Annotated in this window: 27 protein-coding genes; 18 read left to right on the forward strand and 9 right to left on the reverse strand. The window is 57.3% G+C overall.

Annotated features, from left to right (window positions below; genetic code table 11):
- Window positions 1–28: 28 nt before the first annotated feature.
- Window positions 29–574, reverse strand: coding sequence for a type 1 fimbrial protein subunit FimI (gene fimI / locus AC27FC_RS08900; protein WP_023310642.1), 546 nt, complete (start codon window positions 572–574; stop codon window positions 29–31).
- 68 nt (window positions 575–642) lie between these two features.
- Entirely contained in the window at window positions 643–1,206 is a 564-nt protein-coding gene (fimA, locus tag AC27FC_RS08905; RefSeq protein ID WP_023310641.1) for a type 1 fimbrial major subunit FimA, read from the reverse strand.
- Window positions 1,207–1,516: 310 nt separating this feature from the next.
- On the opposite strand from fimA, the gene folD reads away from it, so the two are divergent.
- The 5 genes from folD to AC27FC_RS08930 all read left to right on the forward strand — a co-directional run bounded on the left by folD (window position 1,517) and on the right by AC27FC_RS08930 (window position 6,036).
- A complete protein-coding gene (gene folD, locus AC27FC_RS08910; protein ID WP_008499332.1) occupies window positions 1,517–2,383 on the forward strand; it encodes a bifunctional methylenetetrahydrofolate dehydrogenase/methenyltetrahydrofolate cyclohydrolase FolD in 867 nt (288 codons plus the stop codon).
- Between the two features lies 1 nt (window position 2,384).
- Complete coding sequence (ybcJ, locus tag AC27FC_RS08915; RefSeq protein WP_023334767.1) at window positions 2,385–2,597, forward strand: ribosome-associated protein YbcJ; 213 nt, start codon at window positions 2,385–2,387, stop codon at window positions 2,595–2,597.
- Between the two features lie 234 nt (window positions 2,598–2,831).
- On the forward strand, window positions 2,832–4,331 hold the full coding sequence (locus AC27FC_RS08920; protein ID WP_148243963.1) for a PTS transporter subunit EIIC: 1,500 nt from the start codon (window positions 2,832–2,834) through the stop codon (window positions 4,329–4,331).
- Window positions 4,332–4,417: 86 nt separating this feature from the next.
- Entirely contained in the window at window positions 4,418–5,434 is a 1,017-nt protein-coding gene (gene malI / locus AC27FC_RS08925) for a Mal regulon transcriptional regulator MalI (RefSeq protein WP_023310638.1), read from the forward strand.
- Between the two features lie 74 nt (window positions 5,435–5,508).
- Window positions 5,509–6,036, forward strand: coding sequence for a metal-dependent hydrolase (locus AC27FC_RS08930; protein ID WP_039263988.1), 528 nt, complete (start codon window positions 5,509–5,511; stop codon window positions 6,034–6,036).
- A gap of 89 nt (window positions 6,037–6,125) precedes the next feature.
- On the opposite strand, the gene cysS is transcribed toward AC27FC_RS08930, so the two are convergent.
- Window positions 6,126–7,511, reverse strand: a complete 1,386-nt coding sequence (gene cysS / locus AC27FC_RS08935) for a cysteine--tRNA ligase (protein WP_029741052.1) — start codon at window positions 7,509–7,511, stop codon at window positions 6,126–6,128.
- Between the two features lie 174 nt (window positions 7,512–7,685).
- On the opposite strand from cysS, the gene ppiB reads away from it, so the two are divergent.
- From ppiB to mnmH, 7 genes are all read left to right on the forward strand, one after another.
- The gene (ppiB, locus tag AC27FC_RS08940; protein ID WP_023310635.1) at window positions 7,686–8,180 is read left to right on the forward strand and encodes a peptidylprolyl isomerase B; all 495 of its coding nucleotides are present in this window, start codon (window positions 7,686–7,688) and stop codon (window positions 8,178–8,180) included.
- Window positions 8,181–8,183: 3 nt separating this feature from the next.
- Window positions 8,184–8,906 (forward strand): UDP-2,3-diacylglucosamine diphosphatase, encoded by a 723-nt coding sequence (lpxH, locus tag AC27FC_RS08945; RefSeq protein ID WP_196354746.1) that lies wholly within the window; start codon window positions 8,184–8,186, stop codon window positions 8,904–8,906.
- A 137-nt stretch (window positions 8,907–9,043) separates the two neighbouring features.
- Window positions 9,044–9,253, forward strand: a complete 210-nt coding sequence (locus AC27FC_RS08950) for a YdgH/BhsA/McbA-like domain containing protein (protein ID WP_023310633.1) — start codon at window positions 9,044–9,046, stop codon at window positions 9,251–9,253.
- Between the two features lie 68 nt (window positions 9,254–9,321).
- Entirely contained in the window at window positions 9,322–9,507 is a 186-nt protein-coding gene (locus tag AC27FC_RS08955; RefSeq protein WP_045887960.1) for a hypothetical protein, read from the forward strand.
- 161 nt (window positions 9,508–9,668) lie between these two features.
- On the forward strand, window positions 9,669–10,178 hold the full coding sequence (gene purE / locus AC27FC_RS08960) for a 5-(carboxyamino)imidazole ribonucleotide mutase (protein WP_023310631.1): 510 nt from the start codon (window positions 9,669–9,671) through the stop codon (window positions 10,176–10,178).
- Window positions 10,175–11,242, forward strand: coding sequence for a 5-(carboxyamino)imidazole ribonucleotide synthase (purK, locus tag AC27FC_RS08965; RefSeq protein WP_196354747.1), 1,068 nt, complete (start codon window positions 10,175–10,177; stop codon window positions 11,240–11,242). The genes purE and purK overlap by 4 nt, the downstream gene beginning before the upstream one ends.
- A gap of 84 nt (window positions 11,243–11,326) precedes the next feature.
- On the forward strand, window positions 11,327–12,397 hold the full coding sequence (gene mnmH / locus AC27FC_RS08970; protein ID WP_094934735.1) for a tRNA 2-selenouridine(34) synthase MnmH: 1,071 nt from the start codon (window positions 11,327–11,329) through the stop codon (window positions 12,395–12,397).
- 123 nt (window positions 12,398–12,520) lie between these two features.
- Here the strand turns inward: mnmH and AC27FC_RS08975 are convergent, their stop codons facing one another.
- The 3 genes from AC27FC_RS08975 to ybbA form a co-directional block, all read right to left on the reverse strand.
- On the reverse strand, window positions 12,521–13,666 hold the full coding sequence (locus tag AC27FC_RS08975; RefSeq protein ID WP_094934736.1) for a porin: 1,146 nt from the start codon (window positions 13,664–13,666) through the stop codon (window positions 12,521–12,523).
- Window positions 13,667–13,849: 183 nt separating this feature from the next.
- A complete protein-coding gene (gene ybbP / locus AC27FC_RS08980) occupies window positions 13,850–16,264 on the reverse strand; it encodes a putative ABC transporter permease subunit YbbP (protein ID WP_182383126.1) in 2,415 nt (804 codons plus the stop codon).
- Entirely contained in the window at window positions 16,261–16,947 is a 687-nt protein-coding gene (ybbA, locus tag AC27FC_RS08985; protein WP_023617272.1) for a putative ABC transporter ATP-binding protein YbbA, read from the reverse strand. The genes ybbP and ybbA overlap by 4 nt, the downstream gene beginning before the upstream one ends.
- Between ybbA and tesA the strand changes: the two genes are divergently transcribed.
- The 3 genes from tesA to AC27FC_RS09000 are packed head-to-tail and all read left to right on the forward strand — an operon-like array spanning window position 16,918 to window position 19,253.
- Entirely contained in the window at window positions 16,918–17,541 is a 624-nt protein-coding gene (gene tesA, locus AC27FC_RS08990) for a multifunctional acyl-CoA thioesterase I/protease I/lysophospholipase L1 (protein WP_033144811.1), read from the forward strand. The genes ybbA and tesA overlap by 30 nt on opposite strands.
- 28 nt (window positions 17,542–17,569) lie before the next feature.
- A complete protein-coding gene (locus AC27FC_RS08995) occupies window positions 17,570–18,340 on the forward strand; it encodes an SDR family oxidoreductase (RefSeq protein ID WP_014882827.1) in 771 nt (256 codons plus the stop codon).
- Between the two features lie 58 nt (window positions 18,341–18,398).
- Window positions 18,399–19,253 carry a co-chaperone YbbN gene (locus AC27FC_RS09000; protein ID WP_023310624.1) on the forward strand — a complete coding sequence of 285 codons (855 nt, stop codon included), beginning with the start codon at window positions 18,399–18,401 and terminating at the stop codon, window positions 19,251–19,253.
- Between the two features lie 49 nt (window positions 19,254–19,302).
- Here the strand turns inward: AC27FC_RS09000 and fetB are convergent, their stop codons facing one another.
- On the reverse strand, window positions 19,303–20,085 hold the full coding sequence (gene fetB, locus AC27FC_RS09005) for an iron efflux ABC transporter permease subunit FetB (RefSeq protein WP_039263980.1): 783 nt from the start codon (window positions 20,083–20,085) through the stop codon (window positions 19,303–19,305).
- Window positions 20,078–20,749: an iron efflux ABC transporter ATP-binding subunit FetA gene (fetA, locus tag AC27FC_RS09010; protein ID WP_094934739.1), complete on the reverse strand. Its 672-nt coding sequence runs from the start codon at window positions 20,747–20,749 to the stop codon at window positions 20,078–20,080. Before fetA ends, fetB begins: the two co-directional genes overlap by 8 nt.
- 143 nt (window positions 20,750–20,892) lie before the next feature.
- Here fetA and AC27FC_RS09015 point away from each other — a divergent pair, with 143 nt between their 5' ends.
- Genes AC27FC_RS09015 through AC27FC_RS09025 form a run of 3 tightly spaced genes read left to right on the forward strand, consistent with a single transcriptional unit; the run spans window position 20,893 to window position 23,152 of the window.
- The gene (locus AC27FC_RS09015; RefSeq protein ID WP_048975507.1) at window positions 20,893–21,744 is read left to right on the forward strand and encodes a hypothetical protein; all 852 of its coding nucleotides are present in this window, start codon (window positions 20,893–20,895) and stop codon (window positions 21,742–21,744) included.
- A gap of 44 nt (window positions 21,745–21,788) precedes the next feature.
- Window positions 21,789–22,703: an SPFH domain-containing protein gene (locus tag AC27FC_RS09020; RefSeq protein WP_023310620.1), complete on the forward strand. Its 915-nt coding sequence runs from the start codon at window positions 21,789–21,791 to the stop codon at window positions 22,701–22,703.
- Entirely contained in the window at window positions 22,700–23,152 is a 453-nt protein-coding gene (locus AC27FC_RS09025; RefSeq protein ID WP_039263977.1) for an NfeD family protein, read from the forward strand. The genes AC27FC_RS09020 and AC27FC_RS09025 overlap by 4 nt, the downstream gene beginning before the upstream one ends.
- Here the strand turns inward: AC27FC_RS09025 and cueR are convergent.
- Window positions 23,149–23,559 carry a Cu(I)-responsive transcriptional regulator gene (gene cueR / locus AC27FC_RS09030; protein ID WP_196354748.1) on the reverse strand — a complete coding sequence of 137 codons (411 nt, stop codon included), beginning with the start codon at window positions 23,557–23,559 and terminating at the stop codon, window positions 23,149–23,151. The two genes, AC27FC_RS09025 and cueR, sit on opposite strands and share 4 nt — an antisense overlap.
- Window positions 23,560–23,600 lie beyond the last annotated feature (41 nt).

Below are 23,600 nucleotides of genomic sequence, written 5' to 3' on the forward strand. Positions count from 1 at the left end.
CGTACCTTTAATAATGTGTTCGCAGGTGTTATGGATAAATCAACGTAAACCAGACATCCGACTGAATTTTGCCTGGCTCGAGGTGTTCGGAAATAGCCCGATAGCGGGCGCTAAAATGGAACGCGAGCTCGCGGGTATCGATCGGCAGCCAGCTGACGGCCGTGGCATTTGGGATAATCTGACGCTGCTGTTCGTCAAAAAGCGCCAGCCCCACGCCGCTGCTGACGGGCGTTTCACCCGGCCGCGAGGTCGCCAGAAAGACCTGCGGATCTTCTGCGGGCGTCACGCCCTGAAACTGGATCCCCACGGTGCGCGAAACATCAACGCTGCAATCCAGCAGCCGCACGGTAAAAGGCACGTTAACCGTGGAAAAACTGCCCACACCGGAAAATGAATTGGTTCGGTACTGCCCCATGTCGATGCGCATATTCTGGCTGTCGGGCGCCACGGCGCAGCCGCCGTTCACCAGTTCACCTCTGAGATGAACCTTGCCACCTTCGATCACCACGGTATGCGCCGATGCCGGGCAAGCCATCGCAAGGGTTAACAGCAGTAGTGTTCCAGTCCTTGTCATCCTTCGTTCCTGGCATTAGCGTATGACGGGCCTCGTCCGTGAGGCCTGAACATCCCTGTGCGGAGGAATTACTCGTATTTCATTACGAAGGTGGCGTCAGCGTTTGCCTGGCCTGGCTCAGTGGTGGCAGCCGTTGATTTGTAACGTGCGGTGAACTTCAGGGTGTTGGTCCCTTCGATCAGCGTCTGCGCAGCAGAGAAGGTCGCGCCGTCTGGGGTCAGAACGCTGGATTTGCTGTCGAGGATCTCGATACCCACGCCTTTCGCGGTGTTGTCGTTGTTACCGGAGGTCACGGCCAGAAGGGTTTTGTCGGTTGGGTCGATCTGACCGGTGAACGCAACAGCGGCAGTTTTGGCAACCAGCGGATCGCAATCATTCAGTTCAATGTTGAATGGAATATTAGAGGTGGTGTCGCCCACTTTGGTAAATTTCGCGGTACGATACTGACCCAGATTAACGGTCTGCTCGGAAGAATCAGTATTTACTGAACAAGCCGCATTAACCAGCTCACCTTTAAAATGTACGGTACCGCCATTTACGGAAACCGGCGCAGCAGGATCTGCTGCATTTGCGGCACCTGCAACCAGGGCCAAAGTAGCAATAACAGTAGAAGCAATGTTGCTGAGTTTCATGTCTATTCCTTTAAAATGTAAATAACCCTTCCCGCGAATAATCGGGAATAAGAAATACGTTTAATTGATTAATTGAAAGCTTATTTCGGAGGAGACAAAGTAGCTCAGGACGCGTTTTTTAAATATGTCAAAACGCTGCTATTTCGCCAGGTCACATCCTAATCCCGCCTAAGAAATTGACCATCCCTTAAGAAGGGTTTTTGCGTCTCACTGATAAAAACGCGTAAAGGGTGACTGACAGCGACGCTCGCTTCTGACAAAATACACGCCATCCCCCCTTTCAAACGTTACAGACGGAATCTTCTCTCTGATGGCAGCAAAGATTATTGACGGTAAAACGATTGCGCAGCAGGTGCGCTCTGAGGTCGCGGAAAAAGTGAAGGCGCGTAAAGCTGCCGGAAAACGCGCCCCCGGGCTGGCCGTTGTGCTGGTTGGCAGCAACCCGGCATCGCAGATTTATGTCGGCAGCAAGCGCAAAGCGTGTGAAGAGGTGGGCTTCGTCTCCCGCTCTTACGATTTGCCGGAAACCACCAGCGAAGCAGAGCTGCTGGAACTTATTGACACCCTGAATGCCGATAAAGAGATCGACGGTATTCTGGTTCAGCTGCCGCTGCCGGCGGGTATCGACAACGTGAAGGTGCTGGAGCGTATCGCGCCGGATAAAGACGTGGACGGTTTCCATCCGTACAACGTTGGCCGCCTGTGCCAGCGCGCGCCGCGTCTGCGCCCGTGCACGCCGCGCGGCATTGTGACGCTGCTGGAGCGCTATAACATCGACACCTACGGTCTGAACGCCGTGGTTATCGGTGCGTCCAACATCGTGGGCCGCCCGATGAGCATGGAGCTGCTGCTGGCGGGCTGCACCACCACCGTGACCCACCGCTTCACCAAAAACCTGCGTCACCACGTCGAAAACGCCGATCTGCTGATCGTCGCGGTCGGCAAGCCGGGCTTTATTCCGGGCGAGTGGATCAAAGAGGGCGCGATTGTCGTGGACGTCGGGATTAACCGTCTGGAAAACGGCAAAGTGGTCGGCGACGTGGTGTACGAAGATGCCGCCGCGCGCGCGTCTTACATCACCCCCGTACCGGGCGGCGTAGGCCCGATGACCGTAGCAACGCTGATTCAGAACACGCTGCAGGCGTGCGAAGAATATCACGACGTAGAGGACGCGTAAGATGGCGACTTTTTCATTAGGTAAACACCCGCACGTTGAGCTGTGCGATCTGCTGAAGCTGGAAGGCTGGAGCGAAAGCGGCGCGCAGGCGAAAATCGTTATCGCCGACGGGCTGGTAAAAGTCGACGGCGTGGTAGAAACGCGCAAGCGCTGCAAGATTGTCGCGGGTCAGACCGTGAGCTTTGAAGGACAGAGCGTAACCGTTACGGCCTGAGCCGTTTTATGCCCTCACCCTAACCCTCTCCCACAGGGAGAGGGGATATAAAATCCCCTCACAACCATCGCGGTTATTTATCGATCAACTTCAAATAATCACTATTTCATCTGTTGAAACGTGAGAATTCAGTTGCGCGTTTTTCACTCTTTGCCCACGATAAGTAGAACGTTCTACTAAAACGTTCTACTTACAATAACAGCGCCAAGAAAGCGCTACTCGGGGGAAATCAGCATGAGTCTGATATCAGGGTTTGTTAAATCGCTGTCTAAGTTATCGATGATTGGTCGCGCCTTAATGCTGCCAATTTCACTGCTTCCCGCTGCGGGCCTGCTGCTGGCCTTCGGCGATAAGTTCCATCTGCCGCTGATGATGAACGCGGGCGGGGTTATTTTTGATAACCTGCCGATGCTGTTTGCCATTGGCTCCGCCGTGGGTCTGGCGTCAGAATCTGGCATCGCGGCGCTGTCTGCGGCGGTGTCGGTGTTTGTCACGAATATCACCATCAGCACCGTGCTGAGCATCACGCCGGAAATGGCCTCCCAGGGTGGGAAATACGCCATGGTGGTCGGCATCCCGACGCTGCAGATGGGCGTCTTCGGCGGCCTGATCTGCGGTATTCTCGCGGCCTGGTGCTATAACCGCTTCCACACCATGCAGCTGCCGGAGTTCCTGGGCTTCTTCTCCGGCAAGCGCTTCGTGGCCATTGCAACGGCGTTTCTGTCGTTCCTGATGGGGCTGCTGCTGCCGTACGTATGGCAGCATATCCAGGCCGGTATCGACGCGCTCTCCGTGGTGGTGAACGGCGATAATCAGGCGGCATCGACCTTTATCTTCGGTCTGGTAGAGCGCGCGCTGATCCCGCTCGGCCTGCACCACATCTGGTATCCGTCCTTCTGGTACTCGTTCGGGGATTACACCACTCAGGCAGGACAGGTGATCCACGGCGACCAGACCATCTGGTTCAAGATGCTGGAAGAAGGTGTGAAGTCCTTCAGCAGCGATACCTACCAGAATGCCGGTAAATTCATGCAGGGCGAATTCCCGCTGATGCTGTTCGCGCTGCCCGCCGCGTGCCTGGCGATGTATCACGAAGCCCATACGAAGAATAAGAAAATCGCGGCTGGTATTCTGTTCTCTGCGGCGCTGACCTGCTTCCTGACGGGGATCACTGAACCGGTAGAGTTTACCTTTATCTTCGTGGCGCCGATCCTGTACGTCTTTAACGCCATCATGGCGGGCCTGGCCTACATGACCATGTATCTACTGCATGCGCATATCGCCAAGTCGTTCTCAGCGGGCTTTATCGACTATCTGTCATTCGGGATCCTGCCGTCCTTTAACGGCTACAAGACCAACTTCCTGAATGCGATTATCATCGGCATTCCAATGGGCCTGATTTATTACTTCACGTTCCGCTTTGTGATCCGTCGTTTCGACGTGAAAACGCCGGGCCGCACTGAAGTGACCGCCAACGCGGATGATAAGTCTGATTCAGAACTCGCAACTGAGATCATCTCCCTGCTGGGCGGGGCGCATAACATCGACTCCGTTGGTTCCTGTATCACCCGTCTGCGTCTGGAAGTGGCAAAAAGCGAGGTGGTCGATAAGGACGGCCTGAACGGACTGGGTGCGCGCGGCGTGGTCTTCGTCGGCGACAACGGTATTCAGGTGATATTCGGTGCCAGAGCACAGTTTATCGCCCAGACCATGTCCACCATGATCGGCAAATAATAAGATGCCTGAACGACGCGTCTCCTGTAGTCTGGGAGACGCATTGTCGTATCTGACTGATAATCGGTGAATTTCAGGGAGCGGTTTTGAAGAAAGTCAGCATTATTGATGTCGCAAAGCACGCGGGCGTATCGGTCTCAACGGTCTCGCTGGTTTTGCGCCAGAAAGGGAAAATCTCAGAGGCAACGATCGAGAAGGTCAACGCTGCCATCAATACGCTGGGCTATGTTCATAACGTTGCCGCTGCCAATCTCCGCGCCAATACGTCCAATCTGATTGGCCTGATCCTCCGCGACTTTAGCGACAGTTTCTCCATCAAGGTGATGGCGAGCATCGTCCAGGATCTTGAAAAACAGGGGTATATGGTTTTTCTCGGCCAGCCCCAGAACGACCATGACCATCTAGAGCGCTGCCTGCTGTCGTTTAAGCAGCAGGGCGTCGCCGGGGTTATCTATCTGGCCTCGGATACCCGCACCTCCACCCTGCCGGAGCAAATTCGCCGCTGCCCGCTGCCGCTGGTGGTGGTTTCTCAGTCGCTGCTGGATGAAAAATGCAATCTGGTGATGCGCGATAACCGTCAGGCGGCAAATCTGGCGGTGCGTTATCTTATCGAGCGCGGCCATCGCAATATTGCCTACATTGGCGGACGTGAAGGCTGCCTTATCCGCGAGCAGCGCCTGCTCGGTTTTCGCAGCGCGATGACGCAGAACGGGCTGGTCTGGCGCGATGAATACTCTCCGGCCTGCAGCGATGACACGCTGGCGGCGGGTTTCGCCACCCGCCAGCTGCTGGAAAAAAACAACACCATCACCGCCCTGCTCTGCCACTCGCCGGATGCCATGATCGGCTCCATCTCCGGTATTCATCAGGTTGGACGAACGGTGGGTAAAGATGTGTTTTTGACGCAGCAGGTCGCGCTGGTCGGTTTCGAAGATATGCTCCACGTTAACCTCACCTCGCCGTCCTTTACCTACGTGTCGTCCGCCAGCGAAGAGACGGGGCGTCAGGCTGCCGGGCTGATTATTCGCACGCTGAAGGAGCCGACGCTGCAAACCCAGCGCATTACGCTTTCCGGACAGCTTATCGCGCGCGAGTCGGCGTAAAAATAAGAATTTGACGCGGGTCTGCCGGCGCGGGATTACTGCTATATTTCCATGATTTGCCATGGATAATCGCAATGCCTACCGTTATTACACACGCTGCTGTTCCGCTTTGTCTGGGCTTAGGCCTGGGAACCAAAGTGATTCCTCCCCGCCTGCTTTTTGCAGGGATTGTCCTCGCCATGCTGCCGGATGCCGACGTGCTGGCGTTCAAGTTCGGCGTCGCGTACGGCAATGTTTTCGGCCATCGCGGCTTTACCCACTCCCTGCTGTTCGCCTTTGTGGTGCCGATACTCTGCGTGCTGACTGGACGACGGTGGTTCCGGGCCAGCCTGACGCGGTGCTGGCTGTTTTTAACCGTGTCATTGCTTTCGCACAGCCTGCTGGATTCGATTACCACGGGCGGGAAAGGCGTCGGCTGGCTGTGGCCGTGGTCAGATGAACGCTTCTTTGCGCCGTGGCAGGTGATTAAGGTCGCGCCGTTTGCGCTGTCGCGCTATACCACGCCGTACGGGCATCAGGTGATCGTTTCAGAACTGCTGTGGGTGTGGCTGCCGGGAGTCGTGCTGATGGGGTTGCTTTGGTGGAGAAAACGTGGGCGCTGATGCCCTCACCCCGGCCCTCTCCCACGGGGAGAGGGAGAAAACCTAATAATTCCCTCTCCCTTTGGGAGAGGGTTAGGGTGAGGGGAAAATTACTTACGGCGCCAGGTGGTGCCCTGCGGGCCATCTTCCAGAATGATGCCCATCTCGGTCAGACGGTTGCGCGCCGCATCTGCCGCCGCCCAGTCTTTTGCCTGACGCGCTTCCAGACGCGCTTTGATCAACGCTTCAATTTCCGCCACTTCACCGTCGTCCGCCTGCGCACCGCTCTGCAGGAACGCGTCCGGGTCCTGCTCCAGCAGGCCGAGCACGGAGGAGAGCTTACGCAGATGGGACGCCAGCGCATTCGCCGCGGCCATATCTTCTGACTTCAGGCGGTTCACTTCGCGCGCCATGTCGAACAGCACGGAGTAGGCTTCCGGGGTGTTGAAGTCGTCGTTCATCACCTCAACAAAGCGGGCTTCGAACGCTTCGCCGCCTGCAGCAGGAACAGACCTGTCGGTACCGCGCAGCGCGGTATACAGACGCTCCAGCGCCGAGCGCGCCTGTTTCAGGTTCTCTTCGCTGTAGTTCAGCTGGCTACGATAGTGGCCGGACATCAGGAAGTAGCGCACGGTTTCCGCGTCGTAATACTTCAGCACGTCGCGCACGGTGAAGAAGTTACCCAGCGATTTAGACATCTTCTCGCGGTCAACCATTACCATGCCGGAGTGCATCCAGTAGTTCACGTACTCGCCGCCGTGGGCGCAGGTGGACTGCGCGATTTCGTTTTCGTGGTGCGGGAACATCAGGTCTGAACCGCCGCCGTGGATATCGAAGTGCTTGCCCAGCTGCTTGCAGTTCATCGCGGAACATTCAATGTGCCAGCCCGGACGGCCTTCGCCCCACGGTGATGGCCAGCTTGGCTCGCCCTCTTTGGACATTTTCCACAGCACGAAGTCCATCGGGTTACGCTTCACGTCAACCACGTCAACGCGCGCGCCGGCCTGGAGCTGGTCCAGATCCTGACGGGAAAGCGAACCGTAGGTTGGGTCCGTCGGCACCGAGAACATCACGTCACCGTTGTCCGCAACGTAGGCATGACCGCGAGCGATCAGCTTTTCGGTGATCTCGATGATTTCGTGAATATGGTGGGTCGCGCGCGGCTCGCTGTCCGGGCGCTGAATATTCAGGGCGTCGAAATCTTTGTGCATTTCGACGATCATGCGATCGACCAGCGCAACGAAGCTTTCGCCGTTTTCATTAGCGCGCTTGATGATTTTGTCGTCGATGTCGGTGATATTACGCACGTATTTCAGGGTGTAGCCCAGAAAACGCAGGTAGCGTGACACCACGTCGAAGGCGACAAAGGTACGGCCATGGCCAATGTGACAGAGATCGTAAACCGTAATACCACACACGTACATGCCGACTTCCCCGGCATGGATAGGTTTAAATTCCTCTTTCTGGCGCGTCATTGTATTAAAGATTTTTAACATCGAAGATTCCATGTAAACACGTGTGTGGTTGAAAACCGGCTATTCTACCCGTAATTCAAACCCGAAGCAGCACACAATGCAAGGTGATCGCATCCTGTGGTTATGCTATAACAAGCCCCTATAGATGACCCGAACGCGGGTCGACGTACCACAATAACGGAACAGGATGCAAAAATGGTTACTTTCCACACTAATCATGGCGATATCGTAATCAAAACCTTTGATGACAAAGCGCCTGAAACAGTTAAAAACTTCCTGGACTACTGCCGCGAAGGTTTCTACAACAACACCATTTTCCACCGCGTGATCAACGGCTTTATGATCCAGGGCGGCGGTTTCGAACCTGGCATGAACCAGAAAGAGACCAAAGAAGCGATTAAAAACGAAGCGAACAACGGTCTGAAAAACACCCGCGGTACGCTGGCAATGGCCCGTACTCAGGCGCCACACTCTGCCACCGCGCAGTTCTTCATCAACGTGGCGGACAACGACTTCCTGAACTTCTCCGGCGAAAGCCTGCAGGGTTGGGGCTACTGCGTATTCGCAGAAGTGGTTGAAGGGATGGACGTGGTTGACAAGATCAAAGCCGTCGCTACTGGCCGCAGCGGTATGCACCAGGACGTTCCTAAAGAAGACGTTGTGATTACAAGCGTGACCGTCAGCGAGTAATTCGTGGCGACACTCTTTATTGCGGATCTGCATCTGCAAACAGAAGAACCGGCGATAACCGCCGGTTTTCTGCGTTTTTTACGCGGTGAAGCGAAAAGCGCCGATGCGCTGTACATCCTGGGCGACCTATTTGAAGCCTGGATTGGCGACGACGACCCTAACCCGCTGCACCGTGAAATGGCAGACGCCATTCACGCCCTCGTGGATTCCGGCGTTCCCTGCTATTTCATTCACGGCAACCGTGATTTCCTGATCGGCAAGCGCTACGCCCGCGAAAGCGGCATGACGCTGCTGCCGGAAGAGCAGGTGCTCGACCTCTATGGCCGCAGGGTTCTGATCATGCACGGCGACACGCTCTGCACCGACGATACCGGCTACCTGGCGTTTCGCGCCAAAGTCCACACCCCGTGGATCCAAAAGGTGTTCCTTGCGCTGCCGCTGTTTATCCGTAACCGCATAGCTGCCAGAATGCGCGCGGGCAGTAAAGCCGCCAACAGCAGCAAATCCATGACCATCATGGACGTGAACCCGCAGGCCGTGGTGAGCGTGATGGAAAAGCATGGCGTTCAGTGGTTGATCCACGGTCATACCCATCGTCCTGACGTCCATTCCCTTATCGCCAACGGCGAACCGGCCCATCGCGTGGTATTAGGTGCCTGGCACACCGAAGGCTCCATGGTCAAAGTCACGCCAGAGGGCGTGGAGCTGATCGCCTTTCCGTTTTAACCCCTCGCACCATCATTCTATTTTTTTGAACAATATCGGCAAATTGTTTCGATTTTAATCAGCCCGTGGTCGGCCTATTATTTATCACATCAGGGCAATACGCCCTATCCCAGATAAAATACTTAAGGAATACGACCATGAAATCTATCAAAACTTTCGTTGCAGTTGCCGCTCTTTCCCTGGTTTCTTTCGGTTCTTTCGCTCAAAGCGTGAGCGCAACCGCCTCTACCCTTGACCGCGCAGAAGCGAAAATTGCCGCGCAGGCCGCCGAGCAGAATGCCTCTTATAAAATCACGAGCGCGAAGGTCAACAACCGCGTGTACATGACCGCAGAACTGACTAAATAAAAACCCTGATTGCCGTGCCGCCAGCGAAGACGTGCGACAGCGACAATACGATGAGGAAGGAACAGAGAATGAAAAACATCAGCATCGTAAGTACCCTGCTGCTGGCAGTCGTGGTGTCCACTGGCGCACAGGCCGCGGAGAATCGCTTCTCCGTGCCAAAATCGGGCTCGAATGCCGACACCGGCATGGTGAATCATATCGATGTCAGCCGCGCGTTCGACAACGAGAACCTGTCCGCAGGGGATCTTCAGTAACATCACATAAAAGACCGCTATCGTGCGGTCTTTTTTGTTATCGCTTTCTCGCCATAAGTGCTCGCCTTTTAACCGCGCAACCGTTTTCCTTGCCCGTATAACATGCTATTCTCTGTGCCCTCGAAAGCAGTGTGTTTCGCACCACAGGAGTTTTAAGACGCATGTCTTCCCGCAATAATCCGGCGCGTGTCGCCATCGTGATGGGGTCCAAAAGCGACTGGGCTACCATGCAGTTCGCCGCCGAAATCTTTGAAATCCTGAATGTTCCGCACCACGTTGAAGTGGTCTCCGCGCACCGTACACCGGACAAACTGTTCAGCTTCGCCGAAAGCGCCGAAGAGAACGGTTATGAGGTGATCGTTGCCGGCGCGGGCGGCGCAGCACATCTGCCAGGCATGATTGCCGCCAAAACCCTGGTGCCGGTACTGGGCGTTCCGGTCCAAAGCGCCGCGTTAAGCGGTGTGGATAGCCTCTACTCAATCGTCCAGATGCCGCGCGGTATTCCTGTCGGCACGCTGGCGATTGGTAAAGCGGGTGCTGCCAATGCCGCCCTGCTGGCGGCGCAAATTCTTGCGACGCACGATAAAGCATTACACCAGCGTCTGGCGGAGTGGCGTAAAGCCCAGACAGACGAGGTGCTGGACAATCCGGACCCGCGGGGTGCGGCATGAAGCAGGTTTGCGTCCTCGGTAACGGCCAGCTAGGCCGCATGCTGCGTCAGGCCGGTGAGCCGCTGGGTATTGCCGTCTGGCCCGTCGGGCTGGACGCCGAACCGGAAGCCGTACCGTTCCACCAGAGCGTGATCACCGCCGAGATCGAACGCTGGCCAGAAACGGCTCTGACCCGCGAGCTGGCGCGTCATAACTCCTTCGTTAACCGCGACGTGTTCCCGATCATCGCCGACCGTCTGACGCAAAAGCAGCTGTTCGACAAGCTCGGTCTGCCGACCGCGCCGTGGCAGCTCCTGTCCGATAAAAGCGAGTGGAATGACGTTTTCGCGATGCTGGGCGAGCTGGCAATCGTGAAGCGCCGCGTGGGCGGCTATGACGGCCGCGGCCAGTGGCGCCTGCGTGCAGATGAAACGGCAGAACTGCCGGACGATTGCTACGGCGAGTGCATCGTTGAGCAGGGCATCAACTTCAGCGGTGAAGTGTCGCTGGTTGGCGCGCGCGGGCACGACGGGCATACCGTCTTTTATCCGCTGACGCATAACCTGCATCAGGACGGCATTCTGCGCACCAGCGTCGCCTTCCCGCACGCCAATGCTGACCAGCAGGCGCAGGCGGAAGATATGCTCTCTGCCATCATGCACGAACTCGGGTATGTGGGCGTCATGGCGATGGAGTGCTTTATCACCCCGTCCGGTCTGCTGATCAACGAACTTGCGCCGCGCGTGCACAACAGCGGCCACTGGACGCAAAACGGCGCGTCCATCAGCCAGTTCGAGCTGCACCTGCGCGCGATTACGGACCTGCCGCTGCCGCAGCCCGTGGTGAACAGCCCGTCGGTGATGATCAACCTGATCGGCACCGATCTGAACTACGACTGGCTGAAGCTGCCGCTCGTGCATCTGCACTGGTATGACAAAGAGGTTCGCGCGGGTCGTAAGGTCGGTCACCTGAACCTGAACGACAGCGACACGGGCCGCCTGAGCGCCACCCTGGAAGCAATGATCCCGCTCCTGCCGCCGGAATATGCGAGCGGTATTGTCTGGGCACAGTCTAAGCTCAAGTAAGACATCTGCGCCGGGGAGTTGATCTTCCCCTTCCCCGGCGTACAATCCCCGCCCATTGCTGCTGAGTTTTCTTCTGGAATAACCATGAACGATGGAACGGACTATCGCGCGATCCTCGCGTCTGATACCCCTTTAATCGACGTTCGCGCGCCGATCGAATTTGCCCAGGGCGCGATGCCTGCGGCGATCAACCTGCCCTTAATGAACGACAACGAGCGCGCCGCCGTCGGTACCTGCTATAAACGCCAGGGCCCCGAGGCCGCGCTGGCGCTCGGCCATCAGCTGGTAAGCGGCGAGACGCGTGAGGCACGCATCAACGCCTGGCGGGAAGCCAGCCTTGCCCATCCTGAGGGCTATCTCTGCTGCGCGCGCGGCGGCCAGCGCTCGCATATCTCTCAGGCCTGGCTGAAAGAGGCGGGCGTTGACTACCCGCTGATCCGCGGCGGCTACAAAGCCCTGCGTCAGACGGCGATTCAGGTGACTATCGAGCAGTCGCAAAAGCCGATGGTGCTTATTGGCGGCTGCACCGGAAACGGCAAAACCCTGCTGGTGAAGCAGCACGCGCAGGGTATCGATCTGGAAGGGCTGGCGCACCATCGCGGTTCGTCGTTTGGCCGCACGCTCACGCCGCAGCTTTCCCAGGCCAGCTTTGAAAACCACCTTGCGGTTGAGCTCCTGAAAAAAGACGCCGCGCGCTGGGTGCTGGAAGACGAGGGCCGGATGATTGGCTCCAACCACCTGCCGGAGTGCCTGCGCGACCGCATGGCTGAAGCCCCTATCGTTGTCGTCGAAGACCCGTTTGACGTCCGCCTTGAGCGCCTGCGCGAAGAGTATTTCGACCACATGTGGGCGGACTTTTCTGCCGCATACGGCGAGGAAGCGGGCTGGAAAGAATACAGCGAGTATCTGCACCACGGCCTGTTCGCCATTCGCCGCCGTCTGGGGCTGCAGCGGTATGCAGAATTCACCGCGCTGTTAGATTCCGCGCTGCTGGAACAGCAACGCTCTGGCAGCACAGAGGCGCACTTTAGCTGGCTTGCGCCGCTGCTGAAGGACTATTACGACCCGATGTACGGCTATCAGCTGGAGAAAAAAGCGGAGAAGATTGTGTATCGCGGGACGTACGAAGAGGTCGCTGAGTGGCTTAATCGCTAAAACAAAGCCGGGTGGCGAGGTAAAAGCAAAACGGCAACCTGGGTTGCCGTTTTTAATGTTCATTCCCTCTCCCCGTGGGAGAGGGTCAGGGTGAGGGCATCAGGCCGCACCCAACAAGACGACTTAGAAGTCGTAACGCAGACGCACCAGGTTCATGTCGCCCAGGTTGTCGGTGCTGGAGGTGAACGCGTGTTCGTAATCCACGCGGAAACCGTAATCCAGCTGGAAGCTGATACCCACGCCGTTGTCGATGCGCTGGTAGTTACGGCCGTTCACGTACTCAATACGGTCGCCCATGAAGTAAGGCTGGATGGATTTAACCGCGTACTGGCCGACCGGGAACTTGTAGCCCGCAAAGTATTCAATACCCCATGCATCACCCGCAAAGTAGTCGTTAACCGACACTTTTTTGGTGGTCATGAAGTTCTGGTACCAGCCGCCGCCTGCGGAGAAGGTCCAGTTGTCCGGGGTCCAGCTCAGCGCGGTACCGAGAATGTTCTGGTCGTAGGTTTTGCTGTCGCCGTTGTCCGGGTTACGCATGTCCGCGCGGGTGTAGTTCCACGCCGCGCCCCAGGTCAGGTCGGTAGTCAGGTGGTAATCCAGACCCAGCGAGCCGCCGCCTTTACGCTTGTAGCGCAGGCCGTTGCCCGGCAGGTATTCGCTGTCTTCAAACAGGTAAGATGCGTAGATGTCGGCATCGCCCACGGTTTTCTTATATTTCAGCATCTGGCGTGAACGGTAAGAACCGTCGTAATCACCGTTGATCCCGTTACCCGGAGCCTGACCAATCATGTCGTAGTCCCAGATATCGGTTTTCGCGCCCACCACATCATAGTAAACGCTGTTCTGTTGACCGAAGGTCAGCGTACCCCAGGTATCGCTCTTCAGACCGGTGTAGAGCATACGACGCGTGGTGTCGTGTGCGCCGTCGGCGTAGTGGTGATCCCAGTTAAACTGCGCAGGAATATTGACACCCAGCTCGTAGTAGCTGATCCAGCTGATGTCATCAAACAGGTAGTAATCAGCCGCGAAACGGAAACGGGTGCCGCCGTCAAAGCCGTTACGCTTGTAGCTGTTTTTACCGTCGTCGCCGGTCATGTTCTGGAACTGAGGACGAATACTGCCGCCAACGGTAAAGTTCAGGCGGCTCAGCGGGTTACCCGCCTGAGGCTCCTGCTTAAGAACGGTGATTTCCGCCTGAGAAGCGAAGGTAGTCAATGCCACTGCCGCGCCGATCGTTGCCGCCAGCGCTGATTTTTTTATAGTCATTATTTTTCCTTAATAGACACGCTGCTAAATATTTAGCGGGTGAATATTAACTGGAAATAATCGGGCCGTGTGGTCGGGTTTTTAATGTTTTGTGCTACTAAATGAGTGGGTATTATCAGTTTGTGCTATTTAAACGCTGCGCACCGGCATTAAAACCCGGTGCGCAACTATCACCGTGCTAAATCAACTCGCAAACTGACGGAACAGGGCTTTGCCCTTTAACAGCCGCGTGCCGAGCCAGCCTCCGCAGAGAGAAAGCAGCACCGCGCCGCTGAGAGGCAGGATCAACCAGAGACGCCAGTCAGGCTCCCACGGGAAGTCGAAAACCTTTGTCTGCAGCACCGCCAGCGCCGTTTCCGCGCCAATGGCCGCTACCAGACCCGCCACCAGCCCCAGCAGCGCAAACTCGCTCCAGAGCGTCATCCGCAGCAGCCGCTTTCCGGCACCCAGCGTGCGGTAGACCACCAGCTCCTGATGGCGCTGGCGCATGCCCACCTGCACCTGGGCCAGCAGCAACAGCACGCCGCAGAGGGTCACCAGCACCACCATGACCTCCAGCGCGCGGCTCACCTGCTCCAGCACCTGCCCCACCTGCTTCAGGATCGCCCCAATATCCAGCAGGCTGACCGTCGGAAACTCCCGGTTGAGCTGGGTCAGCATGCCGTTGCCATTTTCCCAGCGGAAACTGGTCAGCCAGCTCTGCGGCTGCCCGTCCAGCGCGCCCGGCGGGAAAATAAAGAAGAAGTTTGGCCGCAGGCTTTCCCAGTCCACTTTACGCAGGCTGGTGACTTTCGCGGTAAAATCCTGGGTATCGCCGGTAAAGGTCACGCTGTCCCCGAGCTTCACGTTCAGCCGCGTCGCCAGCCCCTCTTCCATCGACACCTCACCCGCTTTCGGCGGCCAGGTGCCCGCGGTTAGCGGGTTGTGGTCAGGGCGTTTCTCCTGCCAGGTCAGGTTCAGCTCGCGGTTCAGCGACTCGTCCTTGTTTCCGTCCGCTGGCTGGCCGTTGATCTGCGTCAGACGCGCGCGCACGATGGGATAGAACGACTCAGGGATAATGTGATGCTCCGACAGGAAGCCCTTCAGCGGCGTGACCTGCTCAGGGGCAATGTTGATCAGGAAATAGTTCGGGCTTTCCGGGGGAAGCTGCTGCTGCCAGCGATCCAGCAGATCGCCGCGCAGCACTAACAGCAGCGCCAGCAGCATAAACGACAGCGAAAACGCCGACAGCTGGCTGAGCGTTGACCACGGCTGATGCAGCAGGCGGTTGACCGCCAGGCGCACGGGCAGCGATTTCACCGTGAGCCGCTTCAGGACGTTGAGCAGTATCCAGCCCAGCACGCCGCACAGCAGCGCCAGCACAACCGCGCCGGCCAGCACCGCCCACAGCAGCGTGCTGCCCCCCATCAGCCACGCCAGCAGCCCCACCGCCACGGCAATAATCACCGGAAGGTAGAACTTCAGCGGCCAGACGTTCGCCACCACATCGTTGCGAAGCACGCGCAGCGGCTGCGTCGCGAGCAGCAGGCGGTAGGGGCGTAGCCCCACCAGCAGCGAAATCACCGTCATTGCGCCCATCGCCCACAGCCACGGCCAGAGGCTGGCCGGCGGCAAGGCGGCCGGGAGCACCGGCTTCAGCATCACCATCAGCAGTTTTTCAAACAGCAGCCCGATTATTCCGCCAGTAATCGCGGAGAGGACCAGCAGCATCAGCCACTGGCCGACAATCAGCTTGCGCAGCTGCGCCCTGCCCGCCCCCAGGGTTTTGAGGATCGCCACCAGGTCGTAACGGCTGCGGCAGTAGTGCCCCATCGCCACGGCAACCGCCGCCACCGCCAGCAGCAGGGTCAACAGTGCCGAAAGCAGCAGGAACTGCTGAGAACGTTCAAGTGATTTACCGAGCGCCCCTTCGTCCTGCTCCAGCCCGTACCAGCGGTGCTCCGGCTTGAGCTGCGGCAGAAGCCATTTTTCATACGCGTCAAGCTGGGCAGGCGTGCCGCCAAACTTATAGCGCCAGGTGACGCGGCTGCCCGGCTGTACCGCATGGGTTGCCGCGACATCCGCGGTGTTCATCAGCAGGCGCGGCGCGAGCTGGAAGGGGTTAAAGCCGGAATCGGGCTCCTGCACCACTTCCCCGGCAATGTTGAGGGTGGCGTCGCCGACGTCGATGCTGTCGCCGGGTTTCAGGTTCAGAAGCGCCATCAGACGTGATGCCAGCAGCACCGTGCCGGGCTTTGGCTTCAGCCCTGGCGGGTTGGTCTGCAGTTCGCCGTACATCGGATAGATATCATCGACGGCTTTAACGCTGGCGAGCTGCGGCGTGTCGCCCGCAAAGGTCATGGTCTGGAAGCTTATCTGCTCCCCCACCTTCAGCCCTTGTTTACGCGCTTCGTCAATCCAGCCCGACGGCACCGGGCGGGAGCTTTGCAGCGCCCGGTCACCCGCCATAAACTCCCGGCTCTGCTGGCTAAGCCCTTTTTCCATGCGGTCGCTGACGCTGCCGAGCGCCAGCACGCAGGCCACCGCCAGGCTTAGCGCCAGCCAGACAATCAGCAGCGAGGGCGAGCGCCACTCGCGCCAGAACCAGCGGGTAATCATGCCTCCTCCTGAAGAATACCGTTCACCAGCCGCAGGCGGCGGTCGCAGCGGGCGGCGAGCTGCGGATCGTGGGTGACGAGGATCAGCGTGGTGCCGTGCTCGCGGTTGAGCGAAAACAGCAGGTCGGCAATCCGGTCACCGGTTTTACGGTCAAGGTTACCTGTGGGCTCATCGGCAAACAGGACTTCGGGACGACCGTTAAACGCCCGCGCCAGCGCCACGCGCTGCTGCTCACCGCCGGAAAGCTGTGCGGGAAGGTGGTCGAGACGCTTGCCCAGACCGAGCTGTTCCAGCAGCGCCTTCGCGTGCGCCCGGCTTTCACGGCTGTTTTCACCGCGCAACAGCGCCGGGAGTTCGACGTTTTCCAGCGCGTTCAGGGTTGGGATCAGCATGAAGGACTGGAAGACAAAACCAACGTGACGCGCGCGCAGCGCGGCCCGCGCCTCTTCATCAAGCTGATGCAGCGGTTGCCCGACAAGGTGGACTTCGCCGCTGCTGCCGTCGTCCAGACCGGCCAAAATCGCCAGCAGCGTGGACTTGCCGGAGCCGGATTCGCCAATCAGCGCGATGGTTTCAGCGCGTTTGACAACGAGTTCAACTCCAGTAAGGATGGAAAGCTCGTGTTCCCCCTGACCGACGGACTTCTTAAGATGATGAACTTCAACACTGTTTTCCGCTGGCATTTGCCCTTCCTGTTTTTGATTCTGATGACCTTCCGCGCGGCGGCAGCGGACACGTTACTGGTTCTCGGCGACAGCCTGAGCGCAGGCTATCGCATGGCGGCGAGCGCGGCCTGGCCCGCTCTGCTCAACGACAAATGGCAGAGCAAGACGTCGGTAATTAACGCCAGCATCAGCGGCGATACCTCGCAGCAGGGCCTGTCGCGCCTGCCTGCACTGCTCAAACAGCATCAGCCGCGCTGGGTGCTGGTGGAGCTTGGCGGTAACGATGGATTGCGCGGTTTTCAGCCTCAGCAAACCGAGCAAACGCTGCGCACCATTTTGCAGGATATCAAAGCGGTAAACGCCCAGCCGCTGCTGATGCAAATTCGCCTGCCCGCTAACTACGGTCGTCGGTATAATGAAGCCTTTAGCGCGATCTACCCTAAGCTTGCCAAAGAGTTTGATATTCCGCTGCTGCCATTTTTCATGGAAGAGGTCTATCTCAAACCCCAGTGGATGCAAGACGACGGGATCCACCCCAATCGCGATGCTCAGCCGTTTATTGCCGACTGGATGGCAACGCGACTGGCTCCTTTAGTTAAACATGACTCCTGATTAAGCGGAGATCCTGACAGGTAAAGTTATGCAAAAATCGGTCTTAATTACAGGATGTTCCAGTGGAATCGGCCTGGAAAGCGCGCTCGAACTGAAGCGCCAGGGGTTTCGGGTGCTGGCGGCGTGTCGCAAACCCGACGATGTCGAACGCATGAACGGGCTGGGCTTTACCGGCGTGCTGCTGGATATGGACTCGCCGGAGAGCGTTGAACGCGCCGCCGATGAGGTGATCGCGCTGACCGACAATCGTCTGTACGGGCTCTTTAACAATGCCGGCTACGGCGTGTATGGCCCGCTGGATACGCTCTCCCGCGAAACGCTGGAGAAACAGTTTTCGACCAACTTCTTCGGCGTGCATCAGCTCACCATGCGTCTGCTCCCCGCGATGCTGCCGCACGGTGAAGGGCGCATCGTGATGACATCGTCAGTGATGGGGCTGATTTCCACCCCGGGCCGCGGCGCCTACGCCGCCAGCAAATATGCGCTGGAGGCCTGGTCCGACGCCCTGCGCATGGAGCTGCGCCACAGCGGCATCAAGGTCAGCCTGATTGAGCCCGGCCCGATCCGCACCCGCTTTACCGAAAACGTGAACCAGACCCAGGCGGATAAACCGGTCGAGAACCCCGGCATTGCCGCACGTTTTACCCTCGGGCCAGAGGCGGTGGTGGCCAAAGTGCGCCATGCTTTTGAGAGCGAACATCCTAAAATGCGCTATCCGGTGACGCTGGTCACCCATGCCGTAGGCTGGTTAAAACGCCTGCTGCCGGGCCGGATGATGGACAAAATTTTGCACGGTTGAGTTGAAGCGACGACGCTCATCCCCATGTAAAGAACAAACCGACAAAAGAGAAAGCCGCATGTCCGTACAGAATATCGTCAATATTACAGAAGCTAACCTGCAACAGACCCTTGAACAGTCGATGACCAAACCGGTCCTGTTCTACTTCTGGTCTGAACGCAGCCAACACTGCCTGCAGCTGACGCCGGTGCTGGAAAGCCTTGCCGCGCAGTACAACGGTCAGTTCATTCTCGCCAAGCTGGACTGTGACGCCGAGCCGATGGTGGCGTCTCAGTTTGGTCTGCGCGCCATCCCAACCGTCTATCTGTTCCAGAACGGCCAGCCCGTTGACGGTTTCCAGGGGCCGCAGCCGGAAGAGGCTATCCGCGCCCTGCTGGATAAAGTGCTGCCGCGTGAAGAAGAGCTGAAAGCGCAGGAAGGCATGGCGCTGATGCAGGAAGGTAAATACGACGAGGCGCTGCCGCTGCTCAAAGAGGCGTGGCAGCTGTCGAATCAGAACAGCCAGATTGGCCTGCTGCTGGCGGAAACGCAGATCGCCCTGCACCGTTCAGAAGACGCGGAAGCCGTACTCAAGACGGTTCCGCTGCAGGATCAGGACACCCGCTATCAGGGTCTGGTCGCGCAGATTGAGCTGCTGAAACAGGCCGCGGACACCCCGGAAATTCAGCAGCTGCAGCAGCAGGTTGCCGACAACCCGGCCGATGCCGCGCTGGCAAGCCAGCTGGCGCTGCAGCTGCACCAGGTGGGGCGTAACGAAGAGGCGCTGGAGCTGCTGTTCAGCCACCTGCAAAAAGACCTGGCAGCAGCAGACGGTCAGGCGCGCAAGATGTTCCAGGAAATTCTGGCCGCGCTGGGCACCGGAGACGCGCTGGCGTCGAAGTATCGTCGTCAGCTGTACGCGTTGCTCTACTAACAAAAAAATGCCCGGTGGCGCTAACGCTTACCGGGCCTACAAAACAGGCTTAACCCGTTTTCTTTAATTGCGTTACCACCAGCTGGTGGCGCGTGTTGTAGAACTTCCGATAGGTCAGGTAGCAGGCAATGATGGTTGACAGGCTTGCCGTGGAGAGCAGCATAAACGTCACCATGATCTGATACTTAATCGCTTTGACCGGATCGATACCGGCAAAAATCAGCCCCGACATCATGCCCGGCAGGCTCACCAGCCCCACCGTTTTGGCTGAATCGACCGTTGGGATCAGCGATGAGCGAATGCTCTCACGGATCAGCCGCGCCGAGGCCACTTTAGGCGTCGCTCCCAGGCTTAATTTCTCCTGCAGCTGCTGCTGTTCACTGCTGAAGCGCTGGCCGAGATTGTTATAACAGAGCCCAACGGCCACCATGGCGTTCCCCGCAATCATCCCGGAGATAGGGATAACCTGCATCGGCGTAAAGGCAATCGAGCCGGAGAGCACCAGCACCGCCAGCGTGAGCGCCGTCCCGGTGGTAATGGCGATAAACGACGAGATAAAGGCCTTATCTATGTATTTACTGCGTTTTTTTGCATTCCACGCCGCGTTGAAACAGATAAAGAGCACCATCAGCAGCGTCAGCACCGCGTGGTTGACGTTGAAAATATACTTCAGCACATAGCCGACGATGATGAGCTGAACCACCGCGCGGCAGATACTCCACACAATATCTTTTTCCAGCCCCAGCTTTTCCCGGTAGCTGACTACAATCGCAATCAGCACCAGCACCATCGAAAACGCCAGTGATTCATTGGTAATGTTATGCTCACCCACGGTTAGCCTCCTGCATTTTCCCGCCGTGCGGCTGAAGCGTAATCACGTCATCAGCATGGGTTATTTCATTAGCGTCGTGCGTCACCCACAGCACGGCAATGTTCTGCTCCCGGGCGTAGCGATGGATAATCTCGTTAACGTTGCGCTTGTTGACGTCATCGAGCGCGCTGGTAATTTCGTCCAGCAAAAGCACCTTCGGTAAAAACTGCAGGTTGCGGATCAGCGAGACGCGCTGCTTTTCTCCGCCCGACAGCGCGGTGATGGATTTGGTTAACGTCTCCTGCGCCAGGCCAAAGTGGGCCAGATCGCTGATAAACTTTTCCGGCTCCGGCGTTTTATTGCGGATTTGCCACGGGAAAATCAGGTTGTCATAAACCGTATCGCCAAACAGCGCGGGGGTTTGCACGCAGTAGGAGACCTGCTGGCGATAGTTTTCCGGGGACAGGGTTGAGATATCCTGTCCTTCAAACAGAATGGTGCCCTCCGTCGGGCTGAGGAGTGAGGCCACAATTTTCAGCAGCGTGCTTTTACCGCAGCCTGAAGGGCCCGTGATTAATTTAAACTCGCCCGGCGACAGGCTAAACCCGACGTGCTGAAGAATAATGTTTTCTCCAACACGAAATCCGATATCCCTGAGATGTAATAGTTCTTTTTTATCGTTCATTACGCTTCCGTTAACCGCTTCGTGTAATAACCGCCTGTAGCATAATCCTTTCGTGCGCACAGAGCGAATAGCCTCACGCTAAAGCAAGTGTTAAACTTTTTGTTTGTCATTTGTCTCCACCATCACTACAGGAAGTAAGCAGCATGGCACATATCTTTTATGAGTTTCCTTCCCTGAAGCCTGGTGTTCCTGATGTCGAAACATTAATGGAAGTCATCAAATCGTCGGAACTCACGCGTTTTGTCATCGGTGCAGAGGTGGTGGATTTTGTTAAGAAGGCGCTCATCGTGAACACCACGATCGGCAGTTTCAAAAATTGCTATTTCGCCTTCGACAACGGGACACACTTCCTGGAATTTGACGGCAAGGGAAAATCCAAACGTTTCAATGAGGTACCCGACTGGTTCGTCTCTCCGGCTGAATTTTCTCGTACCCAGTGGCTTATCAACCACGATCTTGCGGATGTAAAGGCCACCCAATTCATTGACGTGCTGATGTCCTATCCGCTGAAAGAGCGCCGTGCGCACTGTAATTTGTTATTCGGGCTGGAGCTGGAAAAGGTGAATGCGGTTCCGGCCGCAGCGTCAGCCGCAGGGAAAATCGGCAATAAAAACGGTAAAACGACCAAACCGCGCGTCACCGATCTGGGATCGTTTGAATTGTTCAGCCAGTTCTTTGCGCGCATGAAAACCGCCGTGCTGGCCGATGAGTTTCCCACCCTGCAGGTTCTGACGGGCATGGATAACCTGACTAAAGCGCCGCATAATTTAAAGCAGGGTATCAGAACGTGGTTCAAAGCCATCGCGGGCGATCTTCCTCCCAATAACAAGCGCGTTGAAGCGGGAAATGCCGTTCTGTTCTGCGCCCCCATTCGCGAACAGATCCAGCGTATCGAAGCGCTGGGGCTGGAGAAGTACTACCAGGGATTATCCAAAGCCATTGCCGAAGCGGGTGATGGATTCATCTCTGACTTTACCTATACTTACGAGCAATAAACACACACTTTCACTCATCACAGCATGCAAAACAGGAGGTTTTTATGCTTATCGTTGTTCCTGTCCTTATTTTCGTTGCGCTGGTTATTGTGGGCGCAGGCGTCAAAATTGTCCCTCAGGGCTATCAGTGGACCGTCGAGCGTTTCGGTCGCTACACCAATACCCTCCAGCCAGGCTTAAGCCTGATTGTTCCGTTCATGGATCGGATTGGTCGCAAGATCAACATGATGGAGCAGGTACTGGACATTCCTTCTCAGGAGATCATCTCCAAGGATAACGCCAACGTCACCATCGACGCCGTCTGCTTTATTCAGGTGATTGATGCGCCGAAAGCGGCCTATGAGGTCAGCAACCTGGAGCTGGCGATCGTCAACCTGACGATGACCAACATCCGTACCGTGCTCGGCTCAATGGAGCTGGACGAGATGCTTTCCCAGCGCGACAGCATCAATACCCGCCTGCTGCACATTGTCGATGAGGCAACGAACCCGTGGGGGATCAAGGTCACCCGTATCGAGATCCGCGACGTGCGCCCGCCGGCGGAGCTGATCGCCTCCATGAACGCCCAGATGAAGGCCGAGCGAACCAAGCGCGCCTACATTCTGGAAGCCGAAGGGGTGCGTCAGGCGGAGATCCTCAAAGCGGAAGGGGAAAAACAGTCGCAGATCCTGAAAGCGGAAGGCGATCGTCAGTCCGCATTCTTACAGGCGGAAGCGCGTGAACGTTCAGCCGAGGCGGAAGCCCGCGCCACCCAGATGGTGTCCGAGGCAATCGCCGCCGGTGATATCCAGGCCGTGAACTACTTTGTCGCGCAAAAATATACCGACGCGCTAAAACAGATCGGCTCGGCGAACAACAGCAAAGTGGTGATGATGCCGCTGGAGGCCAGCAGCCTGATGGGCTCTATCGCCGGTATTGCCGAACTGATTAAAGACAGCGGAAACGAGCGTAAAAAATGATTGAGCTGATCGCTGCACATCCTCATGCCTTCTGGCTAAGCCTCGGCGGCTTATTGCTGGCGGCGGAGATGCTGGGCGGCAACGGCTACCTGCTCTGGAGCGGTGTTGCCGCCGTCATTACGGGCCTTCTGGTCTGGATCCTTCCCCTGGACTGGGCGTGGCAGGGTGCGCTATTTGCCGTGCTCACGCTGGTGGCCGCGTGGCTGTGGTGGCGCTGGCTAAACCGGCGGGTTACCGAGCAAAAGCCGCTGGACGCGCACCTCAACCAGCGCGGACAGCAGATTGTCGGCAAGCGTTTTACGCTCGACACCGCGCTGGTAAACGGGCGCGGGCATATGCGCGTGGGCGACAGCTCGTGGCCGGTAGTCGCCGACGACGACCTCAGCGCCGGCACGCGGGTTGAGGTCATTGCGGTGGAAGGCATTACCCTGCGGGTGAAGGCCTGTTAGACAGAGGCCTTACGATGACAGCAGCCGGCAAGATTATCGATAATCGGGCAGTCGGCGCTGTCATCCCCCGGACAGGATTCCGCGAGCTGTAGCAGCTGTTCGCGCATCGACTGCAGCTCGATGATGTGGCGTTCAATTTCGGCCACTTTTTCCAGCGTGCGTTTTTTCACGTCGGCGCTGTGACGCTTCGGATCGTTAAACAGGTTAACCAGCTCGCCGCACTCTTCCAGATTAAAACCGACCTGCCTTGCCTGGCGCAGCAGCGTCAGCTCATCAATATGCAGTTTCGTATAGCTGCGGTAGCCGTTTTCGCTGCGCAGCGGTGGCGTCACCAGCCCCTTCTCTTCATAAAAGCGGATTGCCTTGCTGGTTAAGCCGGTTTTTTTTGCCACGTCACTGATATTCACATTTCCCCCTTGACCTTCCCCTTGATGGAAGGTTTAACCTT

It is taken from the genome of Enterobacter sp. C3_dUdeg, assembly GCF_057536195.1.

Excerpts from the sequence above, each read along its gene's own strand:
- ybbP (WP_182383126.1), bottom strand. The coding sequence starts at position 16,264 with ATGATTACCCGCTGGTTCTGGCGCGAGTGGCGCTCGCCCTCGCTGCTG.
- mnmH (WP_094934735.1), top strand. The coding sequence starts at position 11,327 with ATGAACGATGGAACGGACTATCGCGCGATCCTCGCGTCTGATACCCCT.
- AC27FC_RS08995 (WP_014882827.1), top strand. The coding sequence starts at position 17,570 with ATGCAAAAATCGGTCTTAATTACAGGATGTTCCAGTGGAATCGGCCTG.
- folD (WP_008499332.1), top strand. The coding sequence starts at position 1,517 with ATGGCAGCAAAGATTATTGACGGTAAAACGATTGCGCAGCAGGTGCGC.
- AC27FC_RS08920 (WP_148243963.1), top strand. The coding sequence starts at position 2,832 with ATGAGTCTGATATCAGGGTTTGTTAAATCGCTGTCTAAGTTATCGATG.
- AC27FC_RS08955 (WP_045887960.1), top strand. The coding sequence starts at position 9,322 with ATGAAAAACATCAGCATCGTAAGTACCCTGCTGCTGGCAGTCGTGGTG.
- AC27FC_RS08930 (WP_039263988.1), top strand. The coding sequence starts at position 5,509 with ATGCCTACCGTTATTACACACGCTGCTGTTCCGCTTTGTCTGGGCTTA.
- AC27FC_RS08950 (WP_023310633.1), top strand. The coding sequence starts at position 9,044 with ATGAAATCTATCAAAACTTTCGTTGCAGTTGCCGCTCTTTCCCTGGTT.
- AC27FC_RS08975 (WP_094934736.1), bottom strand. The coding sequence starts at position 13,666 with ATGACTATAAAAAAATCAGCGCTGGCGGCAACGATCGGCGCGGCAGTG.
- AC27FC_RS09025 (WP_039263977.1), top strand. The coding sequence starts at position 22,700 with ATGATTGAGCTGATCGCTGCACATCCTCATGCCTTCTGGCTAAGCCTC.
- purK (WP_196354747.1), top strand. The coding sequence starts at position 10,175 with ATGAAGCAGGTTTGCGTCCTCGGTAACGGCCAGCTAGGCCGCATGCTG.
- fimA (WP_023310641.1), bottom strand. The coding sequence starts at position 1,206 with ATGAAACTCAGCAACATTGCTTCTACTGTTATTGCTACTTTGGCCCTG.
- AC27FC_RS09015 (WP_048975507.1), top strand. The coding sequence starts at position 20,893 with ATGGCACATATCTTTTATGAGTTTCCTTCCCTGAAGCCTGGTGTTCCT.
- AC27FC_RS09000 (WP_023310624.1), top strand. The coding sequence starts at position 18,399 with ATGTCCGTACAGAATATCGTCAATATTACAGAAGCTAACCTGCAACAG.
- ppiB (WP_023310635.1), top strand. The coding sequence starts at position 7,686 with ATGGTTACTTTCCACACTAATCATGGCGATATCGTAATCAAAACCTTT.
- AC27FC_RS09020 (WP_023310620.1), top strand. The coding sequence starts at position 21,789 with ATGCTTATCGTTGTTCCTGTCCTTATTTTCGTTGCGCTGGTTATTGTG.
- cysS (WP_029741052.1), bottom strand. The coding sequence starts at position 7,511 with ATGTTAAAAATCTTTAATACAATGACGCGCCAGAAAGAGGAATTTAAA.
- ybcJ (WP_023334767.1), top strand. The coding sequence starts at position 2,385 with ATGGCGACTTTTTCATTAGGTAAACACCCGCACGTTGAGCTGTGCGAT.
- purE (WP_023310631.1), top strand. The coding sequence starts at position 9,669 with ATGTCTTCCCGCAATAATCCGGCGCGTGTCGCCATCGTGATGGGGTCC.
- ybbA (WP_023617272.1), bottom strand. The coding sequence starts at position 16,947 with ATGCCAGCGGAAAACAGTGTTGAAGTTCATCATCTTAAGAAGTCCGTC.
- fetA (WP_094934739.1), bottom strand. The coding sequence starts at position 20,749 with ATGAACGATAAAAAAGAACTATTACATCTCAGGGATATCGGATTTCGT.
- tesA (WP_033144811.1), top strand. The coding sequence starts at position 16,918 with ATGAACTTCAACACTGTTTTCCGCTGGCATTTGCCCTTCCTGTTTTTG.
- fimI (WP_023310642.1), bottom strand. The coding sequence starts at position 574 with ATGACAAGGACTGGAACACTACTGCTGTTAACCCTTGCGATGGCTTGC.